Here is a 22,961-nt window from a genome sequence, read left to right on the forward strand (position 1 = left end):
CTTGAAAAACTGCCGCCCAGATCGGGCGGCTTTTTTCTGCTTCAAACGAGGTAGAGGGCAAAGATCAGCACCGAAAACCCGGTTAGAACCATGGTGAATCCGCGCAACCAGGCTGGGCTTCTAGCAAGGTCCAGATACTGCGCAAGGATTACGCGCGTCTTGATCAGCGCAAGCAACAAAATGCCACCCCCCATGACCGCAGCCGGCACCGGCAACAAGGTCAGTACCGCTGAGCCGACACTTAGCCCCAAAAGGGCAAGCCAGGCCCGTGTCAGAGTGTTGTCCCCCATCGCCCTCATCCCAACAGATAGATCACCGGAAACAGCATAATCCAGACCAGGTCGACCATGTGCCAGAACTGCGCGCCCGCCTCGATATTGCGTGCGTCATCCCGCCAGGACACCAGTAACAGAATGCCGACCCCGGCCAGAACATGGGCCGCGTGAAAACCAGTCAGAAGGTAGTAGAACAGGAAGAAGGGATGCGTTTCATAATTGATCCCCTGCGCCATTTTATCCGCGTATTCCGTGCCTTTGATGATCAGGAAAACAACGCCCAGAAGGGCCGCGCCGATCAAGGCCATGCGCGCCGCCGCGCGCCGCGCGACCTGTCGCCAGTGCAGCGCCTGTGCGGCCAGATACCCCGATGTGACCAGAACCGCTGTGTTAAACGCCGCTCCAGTGCGATGCAGATGTGACTGCGCCTCGGCAAAACCCGCCGGGTCGGTCAGACGCACGCCCATAAAGGCGATCATCCCAGCGCCAAACACCAGCAGTTCCGAGACGATCAAAACCCACATCAGCAACTCGCCCGGAAGCTCGTCGATCAGAGAGGCATCGCTCATGCGCCGACCAGTTGGCGATAGATTTGCGGCAAAGCCATCGTCAGGCGGTGCGGGTCAGGGATCACCGCAAAACCGCCTTGCCCGAACATACGCGGGAACCAACTTTTGCCGGTTTTGTCGATGGTGACACCAAAGACCGATTGCCCGGCGCGACGCGCTTCGCGGACGGCCATGCACGTATCTTCGATACCATGGCGACCCTCATAGTGATCCAGGTCGTTCGGCTTGCCATCGGTGATCACCAGCAGCAGCCGGCGCTTGCGCGATTGATCCGCCAAATCGGCCGAGCAATGCCGGATTGCCGCCCCAAGCCGTGTGTAATGCCCCGGGCGCAGTGACGCGATGCGCTGTTCGACCGTTCCGCCCATTGGCTCATCAAACCGCTTGCAGCGCTGCACATAGACACGCTGACGTTTCAGAGAACTGAAGGCGTGGATCGCAAAGTCATCCCCACAAGCATTTAACCCCCACGCCAACGCGGCCAGCGCCTCGCGTTCAATATCGATCACGGCGCGGCCTGTGACTGCGCTTTCGGTGGATCGGCTGACATCCAGCAGGATCGAGACCGCCAGATCGCGAGCTTCGGGACGGGATTGCTGCCAGATGCGCTCGTTGGCTTCCCCACAAGCCCGACGTTCAGTCTCGGCACGCACGGCGGCTTCGATATCCAACTGGTCGCCGTCCAGATGGCCGCGTGTCATAACCCGACCGGGGCGCAGCGCCTCGAACTGGCGCTTCACCGCGCGGATGCGGCGGGCAGTGGCCGGGTCCTTGCCAAACTCGGCTGCGTCTTCGCGGATATCGGCATCCGACAACAGGACATTCACGTGGTCTGGCAAGTACTGACCGGTGCGCACGTCCCATTCGGGATAAAGGATACGGCCCGACAGACGCTCGCGATTCACATCCTCGGGCGCCAGATCTAGGTGCAGCTTCAGCTTGGTGGGCGGTGCCTTCGAGATTTGGCCCAGCCCGATCTCTTCCTGATCGTCGGCCGCCTTTTTGGCATTGTCGGGATCGTCATCATCGACCCGGCGGTTCAGGTTCAGAAACTCGGCCCAACTGAGGATCGCCTCGAATTTGTGCAGGATCAGGCTGTCTTTCCGTTCGGCCTGATCAGATTTACGGCGGCGGGCGCGGTGGGTTTTCTCACCCGATTCCTCGGGCGGGCCATCTGTATCGGGGTTTTCCACCTCGTTATGTTCCGAAAACCCGACGGCGCGCAGTTCGGGCCACAGGGGGACCGGGCGAAAACGCTGATACCCGCGCGGAGCAGACAAGCTGTCATCCAGCTCCAGCAGCTTTTCCGCCTTGGCAGACAGCGATGCCGGATCACCCAGCATATGGCGAACCAGTTCTTCTAGCGCGGCTTCGACCGGCGGCAGGTTAGGGATATCACGTTGGTGCAGCAGACCCTTGCACAGTTCGGTATAAAGGGGGAGCAAGCCGGGCGCGTTTTCCAGCGTGGCCTCGACCATCTGTCGCGCAGCGATCAGCGCATGCAGGTCGGCCCGCAGGGGGTCATCCTCATCAATTCGGGTGTCGGCATGGGCCGCAACGGCTGCCAGCCAGACATATAGCGCGCCGTTGGCTTCGCGCGCCGGGAAAACGGCCAGACGGTCCGGCAGGCGCAATACCTCGCCATCGAACGAAGCACGCGGCATCAGCTCGGCCTCAGTTCCCAAGCGGCGACGCCAGCTTAACCGGTGGCGTGAAATTTCGGGTGAGACCGGGCGTAATTCAACGCCCGGACTACCCCCAAGCCCTCGGAAGAGGACTGCCAGCCGCCCCGCGACCTCAGAAAGGTCGACCGCGGCTCCAACATGCACCTCAGGTGCATCGAGGCGGCTGGCAAGGGTGTGCCACAGTTTCCCGATCGTTTCTTCGGGTTCCCATGGCTCAAAATCGATCTTGACCATTGGCCGGCCTCACCCAAAGACAGCCGTGACAAGATCGAGGAGCCCGCGTTTGATATCCTCGTCATCAGTCAGAGGTTCGATCATTGCGGCAAGAATGGCGCGGTCCGTCGACATACCCTGTGCGATCAGCGTCGCAGCATAGACAACCAGTCGGGTAGAAACGCCTTCCTCAAGATCCTGACCCTTGAGCCCCCGCAGTTTGTTCGCCAACCGGATCAGCGGTTTGCAGCGCTCAAGCGCCAGGCCACTTTCCTGGGCGACAACCTCGGCCTCCATCTCAGGCGACGGAAAGTCGAATTCCAGCGAAATGAACCGCTGCCGGGTCGAAGGTTTCAGGGTTTTCAGGATATTCTGGTAGCCGGGATTGTAGGATGCCACCAGCATGAAGCCGGGCGCGGCTGCCAGTTCTTCGCCGGTGCGATCAATCGGCAGGATGCGCCGGTCGTCAGTCAAAGGGTGAAGCACGACGGTCACGTCCTTGCGGGCCTCGACCACCTCATCCAGGTAACAGATTGCGCCTTCGCGCACTGCGCGGGTCAGCGGGCCATCGACCCAGACGGTTTCCCCGCCTTTCAGCAAATAGCGGCCAATCAGGTCGGCAGCGGCCAGATCATCATGGCAGGCGACAGTATAAAGCGGGCGGCCAAGCTGCACGGCCATATGGGCCACAAAGCGGGTCTTGCCGCAACCTGTCGGCCCTTTCAGCAGAACCGGCAGATCGTTGTTATAGGCGGCGGTGAACACATCGCATTCATCGCCCTGGGGCAGGTAGAAGGGGGCGTTTGCCGCCCCCGTTCCCATTTGTATGGAGCCATCCATTTGCATTACTCCGCAGGGGTTTCGGCTGCGCCGGGTTCGATGACCTCTTTCCGGGGCACCCAGATCGAGTAGACGAACAGCAGCGCACCAAGGACCACGACTACACCAGACCCAAAGCGCATCCAGTAGAAGATCGCGATCTGATCCTGCACGTCCATGAAGTAGTCACCGATCACACGTTGCATGTGCGTCTGCACGGTTCCGCCGAAGGTCAGCACGAAGGTCATGAAGACCATACCGCTGGTCATCAGCCAGAACGAACCCATGTTCAGCACCTGATTATACGGATCACGGTTTTTCAGGATCGGCATGGCATAGGTGAAGATCGCCAGGTTGAGGCAGACATAGGCGCCGTAAAAGGCCAGGTGACCGTGGGCCGCGGTAATCTGCGTGCCGTGGGTGTAATAGTTCACCCCGTGCAGCGTATGCAGGAAGCCCCAGACACCGGCACCAAAGAAGGCCAGCGTGGCACAGCCCAGCGACCACAGCAACGCGGCCTTGTTGGGGTGGTCCCGGCGGCCCTTCCAGACCATGACGAAGGCAAAGGCCATCATCGCAAAGAACGGGATCACCTCAAGGCTCGAGAAGATCGAACCGATCCACTGCCAATACGCTGGCGTACCGATCCAGTAGTAGTGGTGACCAGTCCCAAGGATGCCCGAGAACAGCGCTGCAGCGACGATGACATACAGCCATTTCTCAACCACCTCGCGGTCAACACCGGTCAGCTTCAGCATCAGGTAGGCCAGGATCGAGGCCATGATCAGTTCCCACACACCTTCGACCCACAAGTGAACAACATACCACCAGTATTGCTTGTCCAAGGCCAGGTTGCCGGGGTTGTAGAAGGCAAACAGGAACAACAGCGCCAGACCCCACAAACCCAACAAGAGGATGTTGGTGATCGCGGTCTTTTTGCCCTTCAGAACGGTCATCGACACGTTGTAAAGGAAGATCAGCGCGGCCACGACAATGCCGGCCTTGACCCATTTGGGTTGCTCAAGGAACTCGCGCCCCTCTTTGCCCAGCAGCCAGTTTCCTTCGAACAGGTTGAAGGTATAGGTCAGCACCACACCCAACGTCCCCACAACCAGAATGATCAGTTGTAGATAGGCCAGCTTGGGTGAATGGATTTCACGTTCAGCCTCTTCCGGGATCAGGAAGTAGGCCGCGCCGAAGAAGCCCAGGATCAGCCAGACGATCAGCGCATTGGTGTGCAGCATCCGCACGATGTTGAACGGCAAAAGCTCGCTCAGGAAATTTGGTGATACATAGATCAGGCCAGCCAGAAGGCCACCCAGAACCTGTATCACGAACAGGGCCATGGCCACCGCAAAGTAGGCGTAGGCGATTTTTTGGGATTCGTATTTCATTGCTCCGTTCCCTTTCTCAGCCAGCCTCGTTGGGCGGCCAGTCCTGAGCGTCGATATTGTCCGTCCAGATCAGGAAGTTGGTCAGGTCGCGAATTTCTTCGTCGCTGAGGTTGAAATTGGGCATCTGCCGACGACCGGGAATGCCGGTCGGTTGTGCCTCCATCCAGCCCTTGAGGGACTCAAAGGCTGATTCCGGGTCGTCCAGCACACCCCAACGTGTCATCACGTTGCCGACTTCGGGGGCGAAATAGGCCCCTTCACCCAAGATCGTGTGACAGTTGATGCACGCGTGTTTTTCCCAGACGTGCTTGCCCCGAACCACACTTTCATCGAGTTTTGCCGAATTCTCGGAATTCACGATGTACCAGTGGGAATGGGCCGACAGGGCCAGAAATATTAGGATAAAGAACAGGGACCCGCCATAGAATATGTTGCGAGCCATGCTCTTGGTCATGACTTCTCGCATTGCGCTCTCCTTTGCGCAGTTTAGCTTGTCTAGCCAGAATGGCGGCTGGGCCGTAGGAGGGCCTTAACGAAAGTCAAGGCTGGCGGAAGTAAATGAAAATCATCCCTCCCGGCCCGTACGAGGACCCGTCAGCGCAGGCCACATGGCGATCAGGTAAAGCGCAAAGGCACAGACCCACAGGCCGTCCGACAACAGCATCGCCACCATATAGCCTGCGTTCAGCTCGGCCCCGATCCAGCGTGACAGTGCAGCAACCGCCATCAGACCATAGGCTACGACCATCGGGGCGGGCGCGATTAGTGCACGGCCGCTGTGACCCAGCGCGGCGCGGCTCATGACTGCCAGGGTCATACCGCCCACACACCCTATGCCCAATACGTGCAGGGCGGCGATTTCATTGCCCAGACCCAGCACTGCCAGCCCCCACAAGATCAACCCCATCGCCAACATGCCTAGACCCAAATGCAGCGCCAGCAGAATTGGCTGCCGGGCGGCCCAGCGGCTGCGCCAATTGGCCATGCGCAGTATCTGAACCACCCCAAGGGCAAGCGCCAAAACCCCGGCCAACGGCCCTGCACCGAGCACCAGAACACCCAGCGGCAAGATCAGGGCCAGAACCATGCCTGCCTTGTCGAACAAGGCGACCGAAACCGGCCAGTCCGCCTCTGGGACCCCAGCGCGTTTCATGGCATTGCGGGTAAAGGCCGGAGTAATCCGACCACCCAAAATGGCGATCATCGCACACAACGCCAACAATCCCGCGCGCAGCCCAGTTTGCAGAGTGCCTTCAGTGATCCCAATCCATTGCAGATGTGTCATCATGTCCGCGACCCAGATCAAGCTCAGCAACAGCAGGAAAATCATGTTCTGCGGCTTGGGACGGCGGATCAGCTGCGTAGCTATTTTGGCCCCCAGAACCGGCACAAAGGCCAGATCGACCACCGCGACCAGAACTGGCGGCAATACACCTGAAAACCACATGGCCATCCGACCGGCCAACCACAGCCCGGCAGCCAGAGTGATAAAGTGCGCCCGCGCCTCGGGGGCGCCGGTCCAGTTCGGTACTGCGGTCAGAAAGAACCCGCCCAGCGCGGCCGTCGCATAGCCGAAAATCATCTCATGCGCGTGCCACATCGGCGGCGTCATACCGTAATCCGGCGCCATGTAAGGCACTGTCAGCCACAGCCCCCAGACCACGCCGACAAACAGGCCGTAGAGACCAGCAGACAGAAAGAAAACACGAAATCCTTCACCAAGAATGCGGGCGATGATTGTGGGCATGGCTGCTCTCCTCAACCGTTTTTTTCAGCCCTAGCAGCCCACCCGCGCAACGGACTTAACAAAAATCAATCCTCACAAAAAACATGCCTCTAAAACACAGATTTTGTGACGGTTTTTTTCGACATTTTTTCCTGCCGAACCCTTGAAATGGGCCCCTGGCGTTGACTTTCGTCAAGGAGCCGTCGGGCGCGATGTCTCACCCTTGGATCTGCCTCACCACGCAAATGGAGAGTGATCATGTCACTTGGAATCAGCTACAACAAAACTGGCCGCGCCTTTGGGGTCGGTTTGGCGATGCTGCTGGGCAGCGTCGCTGCGCCAACCTTCGCCGAAGAGCCAACCCTTAGCGAGGAAGCCTTTGAATCCTCCAAACAACTTTATTTCGAGCAATGCGCAGGCTGTCACGGCGTTCTACGTAAAGGTGCCACCGGTAAAAGTCTTGAACCGATGGTCAAAACCAAAAACGACGATGGCACCGTAACCGAATCCGGCACCCTAAAACTAGGTCAGGAACGGCTTGAAAAGATCATCGCCTGGGGTACCGAAGGCGGGATGAACAACTTCTCGGACATCATGACCGAGCAGGAAATAAAGGACATGGCGACCTACATCATGATGGAGCCGCCAAAGCCGCCTGAAATGTCGCTTGAACAGATGATGGCGACCCGCAAGGTCTATGTCGAAGAAGCCGATTATCCAACCGAGCCGCTGCATGGCCGTAACTGGGAAAACTTCTTTGTTGTCATCGAACGCGATGTGGGCAAGGTGGCCGTGATCGACGGCGACACGAAAGAGGTTCTGACACACATCCCGACCGGCTATGCCGTTCACGTTCTGAAAGCATCTGAACACCACGCACTGGAAGAGCCAGAACAGCCCGGGCGTTTCTGGTACACTATGGGCCGTGACGGCAAGATGACTAAGATCGACCTCTGGCAGACGCCAGACAAGATGTTGGTTTCCGAGGTCAAGATTGCCTATGACGCCCGCGACGTTGCCGTTTCTGGTGACGGCAAATACGTCATCGGTGGGGGCTATTGGCCGCCGCATTTCGCAATCGTCGACGCCCAGACCATGGAACCGGTCAAGGTCGTATCAACCCGCGGTGTGAACGTGGACGGGGATTACGTGGAAGAGGCCCGTGTGGCCGCTATCTACACAACTCCGAACGAACCCACCTGGATCGTTGCCGTGAAGGAATTGGGGCAGTTGTGGCAGGTCGATTATACCGATCTGGACAATCTGCGGATCGACAAGATCGACAGCGCCAAGTTCTTGCATGACGGTTTCTTTGACCCGACAGGCCGATACTTCCAGATCGCCGCGAACGCGTCGAACAAGATGGTGGTTGTCGATACCGAAACCCACAAGCTGGAAGCGATGATCGACACAGCCGCGTTGCCGCACCCCGGCCCGGGTGCCAACTGGGTCGACCCAAATTGCGGCCCGGTTGCTGGTACGACACACCTTGGTGTGGGTACCGTGACCGTCTGGGGTAACGATCCCGAAAACCGCCCGGATGATGCCTGGAAGATCTGCTACGAAGTGGAAACCGACGGCCCCGGCCTGTTTGTCCGTACGCACCCGAATTCGGACTACATCTGGGCTGACCAGACCAAACACCCGGAGCCTGAAGTTCAGCAATCGGTGCAGGTCATCTCGAAAGAGACCGGCGAGATCGTGAAAACCATCCAGATCACTGAAGACGAAGGAAGCGCCGCTGTTCACTTCGAATTCAACGCGGATGGTACCGAGGTCTGGGTTTCCAAGTGGAACCTGTCGGACTCGAAAGAACCTAACGGTCAGATCGTGATCTTCGACGCCAAGACGCTGGAAGAAATCGGCCGCATCGAAGGGCTTTATGCTCCGACAGGCAAATTCAACGTCTACAACCGTTCGAACCACGTCACCTGACGAGTTCGCAACCAAAACCGGAAAGGGCGGGCCCCTCGCCCGCCCTTTCCTCGTTTGACCAAACAGCCAAATCCACCGGCCTGCCACCCAGGGCCAGATAAGACAGCCAAACGGAGCCCGGATATGACTTCCGAACCGGAAAAAAAGAAACCAATTTGGCGCCGGTATTTCCTGTGGGGAATGCCCGTGGCCGGAATAGCCGTGGCCTTTGTCGCGGGCATCGTCTTTTGGGGCGGGTTCAACACCGCCATGGAAGCCACCAACACAAAGGAATTCTGTGTCTCGTGCCACGAGATGCGTGATTTCGTCTATGAGGAATACACCGGCACGATCCATGACGTGAACCGGTCTGGCGTGGGCGCGGTCTGTTCCGACTGCCACGTTCCCAAGGACTGGACCCACAAGATGATCCGCAAGATCAAGGCGTCCAAAGAGCTGTATGGCAAGCTGGTCGGCACCATCAACACCCGCGAAAAGTTTGAAGCCAAGCGCGTACATCTGGCGATGAATGAATGGGAGCGGATGAAATCCACGGACTCACGTGAATGCCGCAACTGCCACGATTTTGAATCGATGATGCCCGAGTTCCAGAAACCACGCGCGCGTCAGCAGCACCTGAATGCGATGGAGATCGGCCAGACCTGTATCGACTGCCACAAGGGGATTGCCCACTCGGACGCCCGTGATCGGGCCGATGAGGACTATCTGGAAAAGCTTGAGGCACCCAACCCGGCCTTCATTCGTGAAATCCCGCAGGAATACCTGACCAGCCTTGCGAAGATCGAAGCCAAGGAAGCTGCCGAAGCCGAGGCTGAAAAAGCAGCCAAAACCGCCCAGCAAGAGGCCGTTCAGGCACAGATCGCGGCCGCCGTAGACGCAGCCGTCGCCGAGGAACGCGCCAAGGCAAATGGCGAAGAAGCCGCAGCACCGGCAGGCGGCGGCAGTGATGTTGGCAGCAGCGTCGACTGGAATGCCGTTGCGAGCGCCGATCTGAAACTGTTCTACCCCGGTCAAGCCTCGTTTGAGTGGGTGCAGAACGGCAAGTTCCACGGCGGGGCCCGTCCCCTGACCAAGGGCGGCGATCAATGCTCGACCTGTCACGCCAAAGAACTGGATACGATCGGCAACAAGATCGTTGCAGGCGGTGATCTGGAACCAACCCCGATCCCCGGCAAACGTGGTGTGATCGATGCGACCGTGCAGGCCGCGCATGATGACGAGAACCTTTATATCCGCATGCAATGGCCGGATGCAGGCCATAACCCTGCCCCCTTCGTCGATGGCGGCAAGATGGACCCCGACAACCAGATCAAGGTTGCAATGATGATCACCGGCACCGGGATCGAGTTGGGCGATCAGGTAGGCTGCTGGGCCTCGTGCCACGCAGACAACAGCTATATGCCATTTGATCCGGGCGCTGACGCGATTGCCGCCAATGGGGATATCGCAGGCCGCCTGAGCACTCAGGACACAGTGACCAAATACATCAGCGAAAGCCGGACCGAGGTCGAAGTTAAAGGTCGCCGCGGCAAGGCATTGGGTGGCTGGGACAAGCTGGAGGCCGAAGCGCAGATCCAGCAATACCTGGACGATGGCACTTATCTGGACCTGATGCGTATCTATGCTGATGGCAGCGCCTCCAACGGTTATCTGTTGGAACAGCGCGTGGTCAATGACGGGGAAATTGCCGCCTCGGCCAATCTGTCCGGTGGCGTGTGGACCGTCGTCTTCTCGCGGCCACTGAACTCGGGTGCGCCCGGCGACGTGCCGCTGGAACCGGGTCAGACCTATACGGTGGGCTTTGCCATTCATGATGACTTTGCCGCCGCGCGGTTCCACCACGTTACGCTGAACACCAGCCTGGCGCTGGACGACGACAGCGCCAACATCAACGTGGTCAAACAATAACGGATAGGGGCCGGAAAACCCGGCCCCCGCCCTTTTTTGGAAAGGAGAGATGGATCATGAAACCCTACTGCCTTCTTCCTGCACTTCTACTTCTCGCCCCACCCGTCTTGGCGGATGAAACCGCCGAGATTTGCGCCGAGGCCGAGCAACGCTATGTCGACTTGTTCGGGCAACCTTCGTCAGCCGTCGAAGACGCCAAAGTGGTGCTGATGTACAAATACAATTTCTGCCCCGGTCAGTTGACCGTGAAAGCAGGAACGACAGTGCGCTGGATGAACGTGGACAAACGCACCAGTCACAGTGTGCTGCTGAAAGACGGCAGCGAACCCGAAAGCGACCGTTTGTTCCCCGAGGAATCCGTTGATCTGACATTCCTTACTCCAGGCCCGCAGGAATACCTGTGCGGGCCGCATTGGGAAACGCAGAACATGATCGGAATGATCACCGTAGAACCCTGAGCCGAGGCAAAAAATACAGGCAAGTCAAAGGAGCGCGGGCGCAAAACCGCGCTCCTTAACTTTAGTCAAGGAAGCCGCGAGCAGAATCCGCCAACCTGTTCTCATGACACGCCCGGTTCGCCCAGCAACGTCCCTTTTCGCAGGCAAACCCGGGCTCGGAAGACATTCAGACCAAGCGAGTTTGCACATGAGCGGTAAGGTTTTTCTGATTGGCGCCGGCCCCGGCGACCCCGAACTCATGACCCTGCGTGCCTTGCGCATGCTGCAAGAGGCCGACGTGGTCGTCTATGACCGGCTGGTTTCGGACGACATCCTTGCCCTGCATGCCGAAAAGGCGCGGCTGATTCCGGTCGGCAAGGCCCCCAAATGCCATACCGTACCGCAAGATCGCATCAATGAGATTCTGTTGGAAGAGGCCCGAGCCGGTCACACCGTTGCACGGCTGAAAGGCGGCGACCCGATGATCTTTGGCCGTGGCTCGGAAGAAGCGGCGTATCTTGTGGCCCTTGGCGTCACGGTCGAGTACGCACCCGGCATCACGGCCGCGCAGGGGGCATCCTGTTCGACCGGCGTGCCGCTGACCCATCGCGGGCTGGCAACCTCGGTCCAATATGTCACTGGCCACCGGCAGGAAGACAAGGTGCTGGACCTGGATTGGAAGCGGTTGGCCGATCCCGACTCGACGTTGGTGGTCTACATGGGCGTAGCCAACATTGGCCAAATCGCCATGGGGCTGATGACCGAGAATCTGCCCGGATCGACCCCCGTGCTGGCTGTCAGCAAAGCCACCACACGGGCCGAACGTCGCATCGTGTCCCGGTTGGACAGGCTGGCCACCGACGTGCGCAGCGCTGCACTTGAGGCACCCACTTTGTTCATCATCGGACAGGTGGTTTCGCTGTATGCCGAACGTTCGGTGGCCGAATTGATGGAACAAGCGCATGGCTAGGCTAGGTCACCGGACTGTTGCGCCTGGCAGGCAGAGCAGCCAACCGTTGACTTCGGTTCTGCTGGCCGGCGCGGTTGTGATTGCCACCTCGGCATTTGCCGCCGACACCTTGAACCCCGACGCCCTGAGACGGCTTGTCCATCAGGATTGCGGGTCGTGCCATGGGCTGTCGCTGAAGGGTGGCCTTGGTCCCGATCTTCGGTCCCAAACGCTGCAACACTATGATCCGGACGTGTTGACCGGCGTCATTCTCGATGGGATTCCCGACACGGCAATGCCCCCCTGGCGCCCCCTTATTACCGAGGAAGAGGCCGAATGGATCGCCCGTTACCTGCTGCAACAGGAGGCACAATGAAACAGCTTATTCTTGGCCTTGCCGCCACCCTGATAATGACCTCGGCGCATGCTGAACCAACCGCCACTGGTGATCTTGGTCTTGTGATCGAACGCGCCAAGGGTTCGGTCCTGTTGGTAGATCAATCCGACCGGGCCGCGCTGGCGCGGATCGAAGGGCTGGGCGATCTGTCCCATGCCTCGCTGGTCTATTCGCCCGACGAACGCTTTGCTTATGTGTTCGGGCGCGATGGCGGGCTGACCAAAGTCGATATCGTCACCCGACAGATCGTGAACCGCGTCGTACAGGCCGGTAACGCAATTGGTGGCGCAATTTCAGACGACGGACAGCTAGTCGCCGTGTCGAACTACGAACCCGGCGGCGTCCGTGTGTTCGACGCCAATACGCTTGAGTTGGTCGCAGATATCCCCACGGGTAGCAAAACAATCGGTCTGGTCGACGCGCCGGGCCGCAGGTTCGTCTTCACCATGTGGGACTCTGGCGAAACCTGGATTGCCGATTTCGCGACTGGCACGCCCGAGATCACCAAGATCCCCGATATGGGCAAAAACCCCTATGACGCGCTGATCACCGCCAATGGCCGCACCTATATCACTGGCCTGTTCGGCGAGGATGGGCTGACCGCGCTGGATCTCTGGGCCGAGGCCCCGGAACCGATCCGCGTCCTACCGGATTACGGGCGCGGGCAGGAAGAAATGCCTGTCTACAAGATGCCCCACCTGGAAGGTTGGGCGCTGACAGGCCGCGAATTCGTTCTACCCGCCGTGGGCCATCACGAGGTTCTTTGGATCGATGCCGACTCTTTGACCGAAACCGGACGCACACAGACCCACGGTCAGCCGGTCTTTGCCATGGCCCGGCCCGACGGGCGGCAAGTCTGGGTGAATTTCGCCCATCCGCTGAACGATACGATTCAAGTGATCGACAGCGTCACCAAGGACATCATCCACGAATTCAAACCCGGTCCAGCCGTACTGCATATGGAATTCACCCCGCGTGGGCACGAGGTCTGGATCAGCGTGCGCGATGCCAACAAGGTCATGGTTTATGACACGCAAACCTTTGAAAAGCTGCGCGAGATTGAAGCGGACAGCCCATCAGGCATCTTCTTTACGGCACGTGCGCACAGAACGGGGCTTTGAGACGATGGATCACATCACTGACCCGATCGACTGTCGCTTGCTGGACGAGTTTCAGCGCGATTTTCCCATAACCGACCATCCGTTTGAGGTACTTGGCGCAGCGTTGGGTCTGGACGAGGCCGAGGTCATCGATCGCCTGACCCGGATGCGCGCAACCGGTCGAATCACGCGGGTGGGTGCGACGATTGCACCGGGGGCAGTATCGGCCAGCACCCTGGCCGCCGTTGCCGCCCCCGAGGAACAGTTGGAAGAAATCGCCGCCCTGATCGACTCAGAACCCGGAGTGAACCACAATTACCAGCGCGAGGATACGTGGAACCTGTGGTTCGTTGCCACCGGGCCGGACCGGGTGCATGTGAACGATACCCTTGCCCGGATCGCCCGACGTACCGGGCTGCGGGTACTGGACCTGCGGCTGGTACGCCCATTCAATGTCGATCTTGGTTTTCGAATGTCGGGCAATTCCCGCAATGTGCCCGGCCCCCGCAAGGTGGATCGCTCGGCCATGCGGGACGGCGACCGCGCTCTGCTACAGGCGCTCAGTTCCGGCCTAGAACTGGTCGCGGAACCCTATACCGCGCTGGCCCGATCAATGAACCGATCCACGCCCGAGGTTCTGGCGCGGATCAAGGCGCTGCACGATGCCGGCATCATCTCACGCCTCGGTGTCATCGTACGTCACCGGGCGCTGGGTTGGTCGGCCAATGCGATGGTGGTTTGGGACATGCCCGCCAGTCAGATCGACACCGCCGGCCCGGCGCTGGCCGCACATCCCGGCGTGACCCTGTGCTATGAACGTAACCCGGTCGAGGACGTCTGGCCTTACCGCCTTTATTCCATGATTCACGCCCGCTCGCGCAGCGAGGCGCAAGAAGTTCTGTCCGGCGCCGTTGCCCTGCCGGAACTGGCCGGTGCGCGCCACAAAGTTTTGTTTTCGACCCGCTGTTTCAAACAGACCGGCGCATTGATCCAACCGAAAGAGGCCGCCGCATGAGACTGGACGAAACCGACCGTGCAATCCTAAACCGAATGCAGGACGACCTGCCGTTGATCCCTCATCCCTATGCCGCGATTGCCACCGAACTTGGCATTCCGGAAAGCGAATTGCTGCACCGCCTCAGCCGCATGAAAGAGGAACGCATCATCACCCGCTTCGGTCCGTTCTTCGACGCGGCCGCCATGGGGGGTGCGTTCTGTCTGTGCGCCATGGCGGTGCCGGTCGAAAATTTCGAAACCGTCCTGACCAAAGTCAATGCGCATGCGGAGGTTGCCCATAATTATGAACGTACGCACCGGCTGAACATGTGGTTCGTACTGGCCACCGAAACGCCCGAGGGGATCGAGGCCACCGCTGATGCGATCGAACTGGAAACGGGGATCGAGGTTCTCCGTTTCCCCAAATTACAGGAATTCTTCATCGGCTTCCGGGTAGCGGCATGATCGACGCAAAAGACAGAGAGATTATCGAGGCGCTGCAAGGCGGCCTGCCCCTGGTGCCCGCGCCCTATGCGCGGGTGGCCGAGCGTCTTGGCATGGACGAAGACGCGTTGCTGTTCCGCCTGGCCGAACTGAAATCGCGCGGCGTTATCCGTCGCATTGCCGCTGCTCCTAATCACTACAAACTGGGCATGACCTCGAACGGCATGACCGTGTGGGATGTGCAAAACGACCGTGTGACTGAACTGGGCACCCAGATCGGCGCGCTGCCCTTTGTCACCCACTGCTATGAACGCCCCCGCGCCCTGCCCGACTGGCCTTACAATTTGTTTGCCATGGTTCACGGCGCGGACCGTGACGAGGTCGAAGAAAAGCGCGCCGAGATCACAGCCATTCTCGGCGGTGCCTGTCGGGCCAAAGACATCCTCTATTCCACGCGCATTCTGAAAAAGACCGGGCTGCGCCTGAAAGCGAAAGGCTGAAACATGTTCCGCCTGACCGAATACATGCACCAACTCGTCACCCCGACCCCGGTGCGCAAACGCCGCCCCGGACCGGTGAAACCGGTGGTGATCTGGAACCTGACGCGGCGCTGCAATCTGAGATGCCGCCATTGCTACACCGTCTCGGCGGATGTTGCGTTCCCCGGTGAGCTCAGCCACGAGCAAGCCATGGTAACCCTTGAGGATCTGGGCCAATTTCGCGTCCCGGCCCTGATCCTCTCGGGTGGGGAACCGCTGGACCGGTTTGATTTCTTCGACATTGCCAAACGCGCCCGCGATCTGGTGCCGATGCTGGCGCTGTCGACCAACGGCACGCGGATTTACGATGAAACCGCTGATATGATTGCCGATGTGGGATTCAACTATGTCGGCATTTCGCTGGACGGGATCGGGGCCACAAATGACTGGTTCCGCGGCGTTGAAGGCGCCTTTGCCGACGCTTTGCGCGGTGTGCGCGAGTGTAAGAAACGCGGGATCAAAGTGGGCCTGCGATTTTGCCTGACAGAAGGCACTCAGCATCACCTGCCCGACCTGCTGCAACTGTGCGATGACGAAGGGGTCGACAAGTTCTACCTGTCGCATCTGGTCTATGCTGGGCGCGGCGACAAGAACCGGGGCGAAGATGCTGAACACCTGCGCACCCGTAACGGGCTGGACCTGCTGCTGGAGCGCGCGTGGGAGGCCGCCTCGGGCGGGCGCCCGCTGGACATTGTGACCGGCAATAATGATGCAGATGCGGGGTATTTCCTGAACTGGGTGCGCACGCATTTCGATGCCGACAAGGCCGCTCATGTGCGCGAACATCTCGCCGCGTGGGGCGGGAATTCCAGCGGGCTGGGCGTGGCCAATATCGACAATCTGGGGCGCGTGCATCCCGATACGTATTGGTCCGACTACACGGTCGGCAACGTGAAGACCAAACCGTTCTCAGAGCTGTGGGCCAGCGAGGACCAGATGCTCTCTATGCTGCGCACCCGACCACGTCCGCTGAAAGGGCGCTGCGGGGCCTGCCAATTAAAGGACGTCTGTGGCGGCAATACTCGTATCCGGGCTTTGCAGGTGACCGGCGATCCCTGGGCCGAAGATCCGGCCTGCTATCTTTCCAATCAAGAAATCGGCGTGGATGACGCAGGCGAACGCCTTAAGGTCACGCCGTTCCGGGGGAAACGTCATGATCCGGCACATCAGTTCTTTTGACACGCTGAAAATAGGCACGCTCTGCTCGCTGCTGCTGGCTGGTTCAGCATGGGCCGACGCCCCGTCGGACTATGCCGAACACTGCGCCTCGTGCCATGGCGAGAACCGTTTAGGCGGTGTTGGCCCGGCCCTGATCCCCGAGACGCTGAAACGCATGCGCGGCCCGCGTGTGGCCGCCGTGATTGCCGAGGGGCGTACAGCCACCCAGATGCCCGCCTTTTCGCATGAACTTGACGCCTTGCAGATCGAAGAACTGGCGGGTTGGCTGAAATCCCCGCTGGAAACCAACCCCGAATGGGGCGAGGCCGAGATCATGGCCAGCCGTACGCTGGACGCAGAATACAGCCCGGTCGATGCTCCCGTCTGGGACAGCGACCCGATGAACATCACGCTGGCCGTCGAAACCGGCGATCACCACGTCAGCGTGTTGGACGGTGATACGTTTGAGGTATTGGATCGGTTCGAAACTCCGTTCGCCGTCCACGGAGGCCCGAAGTTCAGCCCCGACGGGCGCTATGTCTTCATCATGTCGCGCGATGGTTGGGTTCAGAAATACGATATCTGGGCGCTGAAACAGGTGGGCCGCGTGCGCGCGGGGCTGAACAGCCGCAACATCGCCATGTCAGGTGATGGAAAATGGGTGGCCGTCGCCAATTACCTGCCCAACAGCCTGACCCTGCTGTCGACCAGCGACCTTTCGGTCGCCAAGGTCATCGAGATCAAAAGCAAAAAGGGCAATCCCAGCCGCGTTTCTGCCGTTTATCAGGCCCCGCCACGCGAAAGCTTTGTGCTAGCCCTGAAAGATGTTCCCGAGATTTGGGAGGTTTTTTACGGCGACAACCCGCCTCAGTTCGGACTGGGTCATGACTTCCGTATCGAAGGGCAGTTCAAGAACCCAAATCCTTTCCCGGTCCGCAAGATCACCACGCCTGACTATCTGGACGATTTCTTTTTCGACCAAAGTTATGAATACGTCATGGGTGCCTCACGCGACGGCAAGGGCGGCCAGGTTATTGATCTGGTCATCGGTCAGAAAGTGGCTGATTTAGACCTGCCAGGTATGCCGCATCTGGGATCAGGCATCACGTGGCGGTACGGCGATACAACCGTGATGGCCACGCCGCACCTGACCGACGGCACCGTGTCTGTGATCGACATGCAGACATGGGAAACGGTCAAACGGATCAAGACCGAAGGGCCGGGTTTCTTCATGCGCAGTCATGAGAATTCTCCTTACGTCTGGGCCGATGTGTTCTTTGGGCCCAACAAGGATGCGATGCACGTAATCGATAAGCAAAGCCTTGAAATCGTAAAGACTTTACGCCCAGCGCCGGGCAAAACCGTGGCCCATGTCGAGTTCACCAAGGATGGGCGCCATGCACTGGTATCGATCTGGGAAGATGATGGTGCCGTGATCGTCTATGACGCGCAAACTCTGGAAGAGGTTCGCCGCTTGCCCATGCGCAAACCTTCGGGGAAATATAATGTCTGGAACAAAATCACCTTCTCGGAAGGTACCAGCCACTGAGGGCAAATGGCCGGTCTGGAAACTGGCCATCCTGCTCTACCCCGCCACGGCACTAACCGTGGCCATCAACCTGTTTCTGGCGGGTCTGGTTGCCAATGGCATGGGGCTCGGCGTGATCGCACCTGTAAGCGCAATCCTGTGGTCGATCCCGCTGGGCTTGCCCGCATCCTGGCTGGCCGGGCGCTGGTTGCGCGGGTTGATGGATGAAGCCGACGATTAGTCACAAATTTCGGATACCTGACCTAAGTCAAGTATCCGTCTGAGAGAATCCCGTAGGACAAAGGAAAGAACGCCGAGTTGGATTCTCCATGTCTGCCCCAGTCCCACTGCACACACTGTCTGTCCGCGCTTTACGCGCGGCGTGCGCCATGGCAGGCACCCTTCTTTTGCTGTTGCAACTGCTTAGTCCGGCGCTGGCGAGTCCCGGACGAAGCATGTGGGTTGAGATCTGCTCGGAGGCAGGCGCGGTCTGGGTTCAAGTGGACCTCGAAGAAGGGACCGAAGACCCAACCGCGCCCTGCCCGAAATGCGCCGACTGTGCCTTGTGCGCCGTCACCGCTGCGGCACCCCTGCCAAACCTGCCGGAACTGAAATCGGACGGGATTGTTCAGGTCGCTCGCTGCGATGACCGCAACCTGGTCAATTACTACCAAGTTAGGCGGTTATGGCCCGAAACCAGAGGCCCCCCGCACGCGCCCCAAGAAACATCCGAACGCGCCCCGCGCGCGTCCATGGCGTCAATCCAAGTAACCGGAGGTGCGCCGTGGTCGTAAGTCGCGCAACCCATATCCTGCTGGCCTTTGTCCTGTCCTGCCTGATGGCGATCAGCGCCCATGCCGACAGCCTTGCCAGTTTCCTGCCCGAGATTGAGCCCTCTGACCTTGCCCCCGGGGCCGATGCCTTTGGCCCGGTGCGCGATGACGTGCCTGTTGCTCCGGTTCTGACGGGGGGCGAAACCGTCGCCTGGGCTTTCCTGACTTCGGATTTCGTGGGCACCACCGGCTATTCGGGCAAACCCATCCATGTGGTTGCCGCAATAAACGCTGATGCCGTGCTGACCGGTGTGCAACTGGTCAAACACTCGGAACCCATCGTGCTGATCGGCATTCCCAATTCGCGCATGGTCGAGCTGACCGAAGGCTACACCGGTCTGGACCTGAAACACGAGGCCGCAACGGGTGGTGAGGGGCATGACCTCGACATCATCTCGGGTGCCACCGTGACCATCATGGTGATCGACGACAGCCTTGTGCGCGGCGGTATCAAAGTGGCCCGCGCGCTGGGTTTAGGTGGGCTGTCGCCATTACAGGCCGACGGGCCGAAACGCGAAGTCGATATGGCTAAGAACGCCATCTATGACTGGACTACCCTGTCTGGTGACGGCTCGATCCGGCGGCTGACGCTGGATGTCGGTCAGGTCAACGCCGCTTTTGAAGCTACCGGAGATCAGCGCGCCATCAAACGCCCGGAACCGGGCGAACCGGATGACACGTTTATCGATATGCATATGGCGTTGGTCTCGGTTCCCTCGATCGGGAAATCCCTGCTGGGTGAAGCCGAGTATCAAAACCTGGTCGAGTGGCTGAACGACGGCGAACAGGCCATTCTGGTACTGGGGCGCGGGGCTTACAGCTTCAAAGGCTCAGGCTATGTGCGCGGTGGGATCTTCGACCGGATTCAGCTGATCCAAGGCGACAATTCGGTCCGGTTCTTTGACAAGCAACAAGAGCGCCTAGGCAAGGTTGCGGCCGCTGACGCGCCCAGCTTCACCGAACTGGATATCTTTAAAATCCCAGCCGAGGCGGAGTTTGATCCCGCCGAGCCGTTCCGCCTGCAACTGCTGGTACAGCGGGCCGTGGGCGCGGTCGAGAAAACCTTCCTGACCTTCGATCTGGGTTACAAACTACCCGAGCAGTACCTGCTGCCCGTTACCGCCCCAACCGTTGTTGACGACGCCACCGGCGAGGCCGCCGCCAAAGCCACCCTGTGGAAGCGCATCTGGAAGGACCGCACAGTCGAAATTGGCGTCCTTGGCGTCATGCTGCTGGTCCTGACAGCGACGTTCTTCTTCCAGTTCCACGTGACGATGAACGCGAGGGTCTTCTATTGGTTCCGCATCGGCTACCTGACCATGACCCTGTTCTTCATCGGCTGGTACGCCAATGCGCAGCTGAGTGTGGTGAACCTGATGGCACTGGCTGGCAGCCTGCGGACCGGGTTCAGCTGGGACGCCTTCCTGCTGGATCCGCTGGTCTTCATCCAATGGTTCGCGGTCGCCGCCGCGCTGCTGTTCTGGGGGCGTGGGGCCTATTGCGGCTGGCTGTGCCCGTTTGGCGCGCTGCAGGAGTTGACCAACAAGATCGCTCGTGCGCTGAAAGTGCCGCAATGGACCCTTCCCTGGGGTCTGAACGAACGGCTTTGGCCCGCGAAATACATGATCTTCCTGGGTCTTTTCGGCCTCAGCTTCGTCTCGATCCCACTGGCCGAAACATATGCCGAGATTGAGCCCTTCAAGACCGCGATCATTCTGAAATTTATGCGCGACTGGCCGTTTGTGGTCTTTGCGCTGACCTTATTGGGGATTGGGCTGTTCATCGAACGGTTCTACTGCCGCTACCTGTGCCCGCTGGGCGGAGCGCTGGCGATCCCCGCCCGTATTCGCATGTTCGACTGGCTGCGCCGCTACAAGGAATGCGGCACCCCCTGTCAGACCTGCGCCAACGAATGCCCCGTTCAGGCCATCCACCCCACCGGTGAGATCAATCCGAACGAGTGCGTCACCTGCCTGCATTGTCAGGTGCTCTACCAGTCCGAGGACAAATGTCCCGTCGTTATCCGCCAACTGAAACGGCGGGCCAAGACAGGGTCGGTCGACCTCAAGACCCCCCTCGGACAGCCACCGGCGAACCATCCGAACGCCAAACCGCAATCCGTTTCCTAAAAAAGGAGGAACGAACATGTCGGAACATGACAACAAGCTGAACATCACACGCCGTGGGATGCTAGGTGCAACCGCAACTGGCGCGGTGCTGGCCGGGACCGGTCTGGGCTCGACCCTGATGACCGCGAAACAAGCCAGTGCTGCTGCCAACGCCAACCTGCAACCCGGTGAGCTAGACGAATACTACGGCTTCTGGTCCTCGGGTCAGACCGGCGAGCTGCGCATCCTGGGCTTCCCGTCCATGCGCGAGTTGATGCGCGTGCCAGTGTTCAACCGCTGCTCGGCCACCGGCTGGGGTCAGACCAATGAGTCGTTGAAAATCATGACCGACGGCCTGCTGCCTGAAACCAAAGAGTTTCTCGCCAAGCGTGGCATGAAAACCTATGACAACGGCGACCTGCACCACCCGCATATGTCGTTCACCGATGGCACCTACGATGGCCGCTACCTGTTCATGAACGACAAGGCCAACACCCGCGTTGCCCGCGTGCGCTGCGACGTGATGAAATGCGACAAGATCACCGAGATCCCGAACGCCAAGGCGATCCACGGTCTGCGTCCGCAGAAATTCCCGCGCACCGGCTATGTCTTTGCCAATGGTGAGGATGAAACCCCGCTGGTCAACGACGGCACAGTGCTGGACGATCCGTCGCAATACGTGAACATCTTCACCGCGCTGGACGGCGACACCATGGAAGTGGCATGGCAGGTGATGGTGTCGGGCAACCTCGACAACACCGACTGCGACTATCAGGGTAAATACGCCTATTCGACCTCGTACAACTCGGAAATGGGTATGAACCTGGCCGAGATGACCGAGAACGAGCTGGACCACGTGGTTGTTTTCAACATCGCAGAAATCGAGGCGGGTATCGAGGCCGGTGACTATCAGGAACTGAAAGGCGTCAAGGTTCTGGACGGCCGTAAGGGTCAGAACAAGAAGTACACCCGTTACATTCCGATCCCGAACTCGCCGCACGGCATCAACACCGCGCCCGACGGCAAGCACGTCTGCATCAACGGTAAGCTGTCGCCGACCGTGTCGATCATGGACGTCACCAAACTGGACGCCTTGTTCGAAAGTGATGCCGACCCGCGGTCCTGCATCGTGGGTGAGCCGCAACTGGGTCTTGGCCCGCTTCACACCGCCTATGACGGCCAGGGCAACGCGTTCACCACGCTGTTCCTGGACAGCCAGATCGTGAAGTGGAACATCGAAAAGGCAATCGAGGCTTACGGCGGTGCCGATGTGGATCCGATCATCTCGAAGGTCGACGTGCACTATCAGCCGGGCCACAACTCGACCTCCATGGGTGAAACCAAGGATGCCGACGGAAAGTGGCTGATTTCGATGAACAAGTTCTCGAAAGACCGCTTCCTGAACGTGGGTCCGCTGAAGCCCGAGAACGAGCAGTTGATCGACATCTCGTCCAACGAGATGAAAGTGGTTCACGACGGTCCGACCTTTGCCGAGCCGCATGACTCGATCATCGTTCGCAGCGACATCGTCAACCCGGTAAACGTCTGGGACCGCGCCGATGTTACATGGGAAGACGCCCGCAAACAGGCCGAGGCCGATGGCATTGATCTGGAAGAAGGCGCCGAAGAACCCATCCGGGACGGCAACAAGGTGCGGGTCTACATGACATCGCAGGCTCCAACCTTCAGCCTTGAGAAGTTCACCGTCAAACAGGGAGACGAGGTGACGGTCTACATCACCAACCTGGATGACGTGGACGACGTGACCCACGGCTTCTGCCTAGGTAACTACGGCATCGCAATGGAAGTTGCACCGCTGGCAACTGCGTCGGTCACCTTCACAGCCGACCGTCCGGGCGTACACTGGTTCTATTGCCAGTGGTTCTGCCACGCACTGCACATGGAAATGCGCGGTCGGATGTTGGTCGAACCGCAGGGAGCATAACCC

At 59.4% G+C, this 22,961-nt stretch carries 22 protein-coding genes; 15 read left to right on the forward strand and 7 right to left on the reverse strand.

Annotated features, from left to right (window positions below; genetic code table 11):
• Positions 1–41: 41 nt before the first annotated feature.
• The 7 genes from ACR0M2_RS10145 to ACR0M2_RS10175 all read right to left on the reverse strand — a co-directional run bounded on the left by ACR0M2_RS10145 (position 42) and on the right by ACR0M2_RS10175 (position 6,702).
• A complete protein-coding gene (locus tag ACR0M2_RS10145) occupies positions 42–290 on the reverse strand; it encodes a cytochrome C oxidase subunit IV family protein (protein ID WP_226688857.1) in 249 nt (82 codons plus the stop codon).
• Positions 291–295: 5 nt separating this feature from the next.
• Positions 296–844 (reverse strand): cytochrome c oxidase subunit 3, encoded by a 549-nt coding sequence (locus ACR0M2_RS10150; protein ID WP_170350176.1) that lies wholly within the window; start codon positions 842–844, stop codon positions 296–298.
• Complete coding sequence (locus ACR0M2_RS10155) at positions 841–2,763, reverse strand: nitric oxide reductase activation protein NorD (protein ID WP_480704916.1); 1,923 nt, start codon at positions 2,761–2,763, stop codon at positions 841–843. Before ACR0M2_RS10155 ends, ACR0M2_RS10150 begins: the two co-directional genes overlap by 4 nt.
• 9 nt (positions 2,764–2,772) lie before the next feature.
• Positions 2,773–3,582: an AAA family ATPase gene (locus ACR0M2_RS10160; protein ID WP_480704918.1), complete on the reverse strand. Its 810-nt coding sequence runs from the start codon at positions 3,580–3,582 to the stop codon at positions 2,773–2,775.
• 5 nt (positions 3,583–3,587) lie between these two features.
• A complete protein-coding gene (locus tag ACR0M2_RS10165; protein ID WP_170350173.1) occupies positions 3,588–4,955 on the reverse strand; it encodes a cbb3-type cytochrome c oxidase subunit I in 1,368 nt (455 codons plus the stop codon).
• A 16-nt stretch (positions 4,956–4,971) separates the two neighbouring features.
• Complete coding sequence (locus ACR0M2_RS10170; protein ID WP_170350172.1) at positions 4,972–5,421, reverse strand: c-type cytochrome; 450 nt, start codon at positions 5,419–5,421, stop codon at positions 4,972–4,974.
• Between the two features lie 99 nt (positions 5,422–5,520).
• Positions 5,521–6,702: an NnrS family protein gene (locus ACR0M2_RS10175; RefSeq protein ID WP_170533324.1), complete on the reverse strand. Its 1,182-nt coding sequence runs from the start codon at positions 6,700–6,702 to the stop codon at positions 5,521–5,523.
• A gap of 237 nt (positions 6,703–6,939) precedes the next feature.
• Here ACR0M2_RS10175 and ACR0M2_RS10180 point away from each other — a divergent pair, with 237 nt between their 5' ends.
• From ACR0M2_RS10180 to nosZ, 15 genes are all read left to right on the forward strand, one after another.
• A complete protein-coding gene (locus tag ACR0M2_RS10180) occupies positions 6,940–8,616 on the forward strand; it encodes a cytochrome D1 domain-containing protein (protein ID WP_170377212.1) in 1,677 nt (558 codons plus the stop codon).
• A 123-nt stretch (positions 8,617–8,739) separates the two neighbouring features.
• Positions 8,740–10,524, forward strand: coding sequence for a NapC/NirT family cytochrome c (locus ACR0M2_RS10185; RefSeq protein ID WP_480704920.1), 1,785 nt, complete (start codon positions 8,740–8,742; stop codon positions 10,522–10,524).
• A 56-nt stretch (positions 10,525–10,580) separates the two neighbouring features.
• Entirely contained in the window at positions 10,581–10,982 is a 402-nt protein-coding gene (locus ACR0M2_RS10190; protein ID WP_480704922.1) for a cupredoxin domain-containing protein, read from the forward strand.
• A gap of 187 nt (positions 10,983–11,169) precedes the next feature.
• Positions 11,170–11,931, forward strand: a complete 762-nt coding sequence (gene cobA / locus ACR0M2_RS10195; protein ID WP_480704924.1) for a uroporphyrinogen-III C-methyltransferase — start codon at positions 11,170–11,172, stop codon at positions 11,929–11,931.
• Between the two features lie 46 nt (positions 11,932–11,977).
• Positions 11,978–12,286 (forward strand): c-type cytochrome, encoded by a 309-nt coding sequence (locus ACR0M2_RS10200; RefSeq protein WP_254428531.1) that lies wholly within the window; start codon positions 11,978–11,980, stop codon positions 12,284–12,286.
• A complete protein-coding gene (locus ACR0M2_RS10205; protein ID WP_480704926.1) occupies positions 12,283–13,428 on the forward strand; it encodes a cytochrome D1 domain-containing protein in 1,146 nt (381 codons plus the stop codon). Before ACR0M2_RS10200 ends, ACR0M2_RS10205 begins: the two co-directional genes overlap by 4 nt.
• A 4-nt stretch (positions 13,429–13,432) precedes the next feature.
• A complete protein-coding gene (ahbB, locus tag ACR0M2_RS10210) occupies positions 13,433–14,422 on the forward strand; it encodes a siroheme decarboxylase subunit beta (protein WP_170350165.1) in 990 nt (329 codons plus the stop codon).
• Positions 14,419–14,868, forward strand: coding sequence for an Lrp/AsnC family transcriptional regulator (locus ACR0M2_RS10215; protein ID WP_480704928.1), 450 nt, complete (start codon positions 14,419–14,421; stop codon positions 14,866–14,868). Before ahbB (ACR0M2_RS10210) ends, ACR0M2_RS10215 begins: the two co-directional genes overlap by 4 nt.
• Positions 14,865–15,347, forward strand: a complete 483-nt coding sequence (gene ahbB / locus ACR0M2_RS10220; RefSeq protein ID WP_425082365.1) for a siroheme decarboxylase subunit beta — start codon at positions 14,865–14,867, stop codon at positions 15,345–15,347. The genes ACR0M2_RS10215 and ahbB (ACR0M2_RS10220) overlap by 4 nt, the downstream gene beginning before the upstream one ends.
• Before the next feature lie 3 nt (positions 15,348–15,350).
• Complete coding sequence (nirJ, locus tag ACR0M2_RS10225; RefSeq protein WP_425082364.1) at positions 15,351–16,565, forward strand: heme d1 biosynthesis radical SAM protein NirJ; 1,215 nt, start codon at positions 15,351–15,353, stop codon at positions 16,563–16,565.
• Entirely contained in the window at positions 16,540–18,093 is a 1,554-nt protein-coding gene (locus ACR0M2_RS10230; RefSeq protein ID WP_425082363.1) for a cytochrome D1 domain-containing protein, read from the forward strand. The genes nirJ and ACR0M2_RS10230 overlap by 26 nt, the downstream gene beginning before the upstream one ends.
• The gene (locus ACR0M2_RS10235) at positions 18,050–18,313 is read left to right on the forward strand and encodes a hypothetical protein (protein WP_170350160.1); all 264 of its coding nucleotides are present in this window, start codon (positions 18,050–18,052) and stop codon (positions 18,311–18,313) included. The genes ACR0M2_RS10230 and ACR0M2_RS10235 overlap by 44 nt, the downstream gene beginning before the upstream one ends.
• Before the next feature lie 148 nt (positions 18,314–18,461).
• A complete protein-coding gene (locus ACR0M2_RS10240) occupies positions 18,462–18,866 on the forward strand; it encodes a hypothetical protein (RefSeq protein WP_480647821.1) in 405 nt (134 codons plus the stop codon).
• 44 nt (positions 18,867–18,910) lie between these two features.
• Positions 18,911–21,034: a 4Fe-4S binding protein gene (locus ACR0M2_RS10245; RefSeq protein ID WP_480704961.1), complete on the forward strand. Its 2,124-nt coding sequence runs from the start codon at positions 18,911–18,913 to the stop codon at positions 21,032–21,034.
• A gap of 16 nt (positions 21,035–21,050) precedes the next feature.
• The gene (gene nosZ, locus ACR0M2_RS10250) at positions 21,051–22,958 is read left to right on the forward strand and encodes a TAT-dependent nitrous-oxide reductase (RefSeq protein WP_170359395.1); all 1,908 of its coding nucleotides are present in this window, start codon (positions 21,051–21,053) and stop codon (positions 22,956–22,958) included.
• Positions 22,959–22,961: the final 3 nt, after the last annotated feature.

The organism is Ruegeria sp. BE10, from assembly GCF_056538905.1.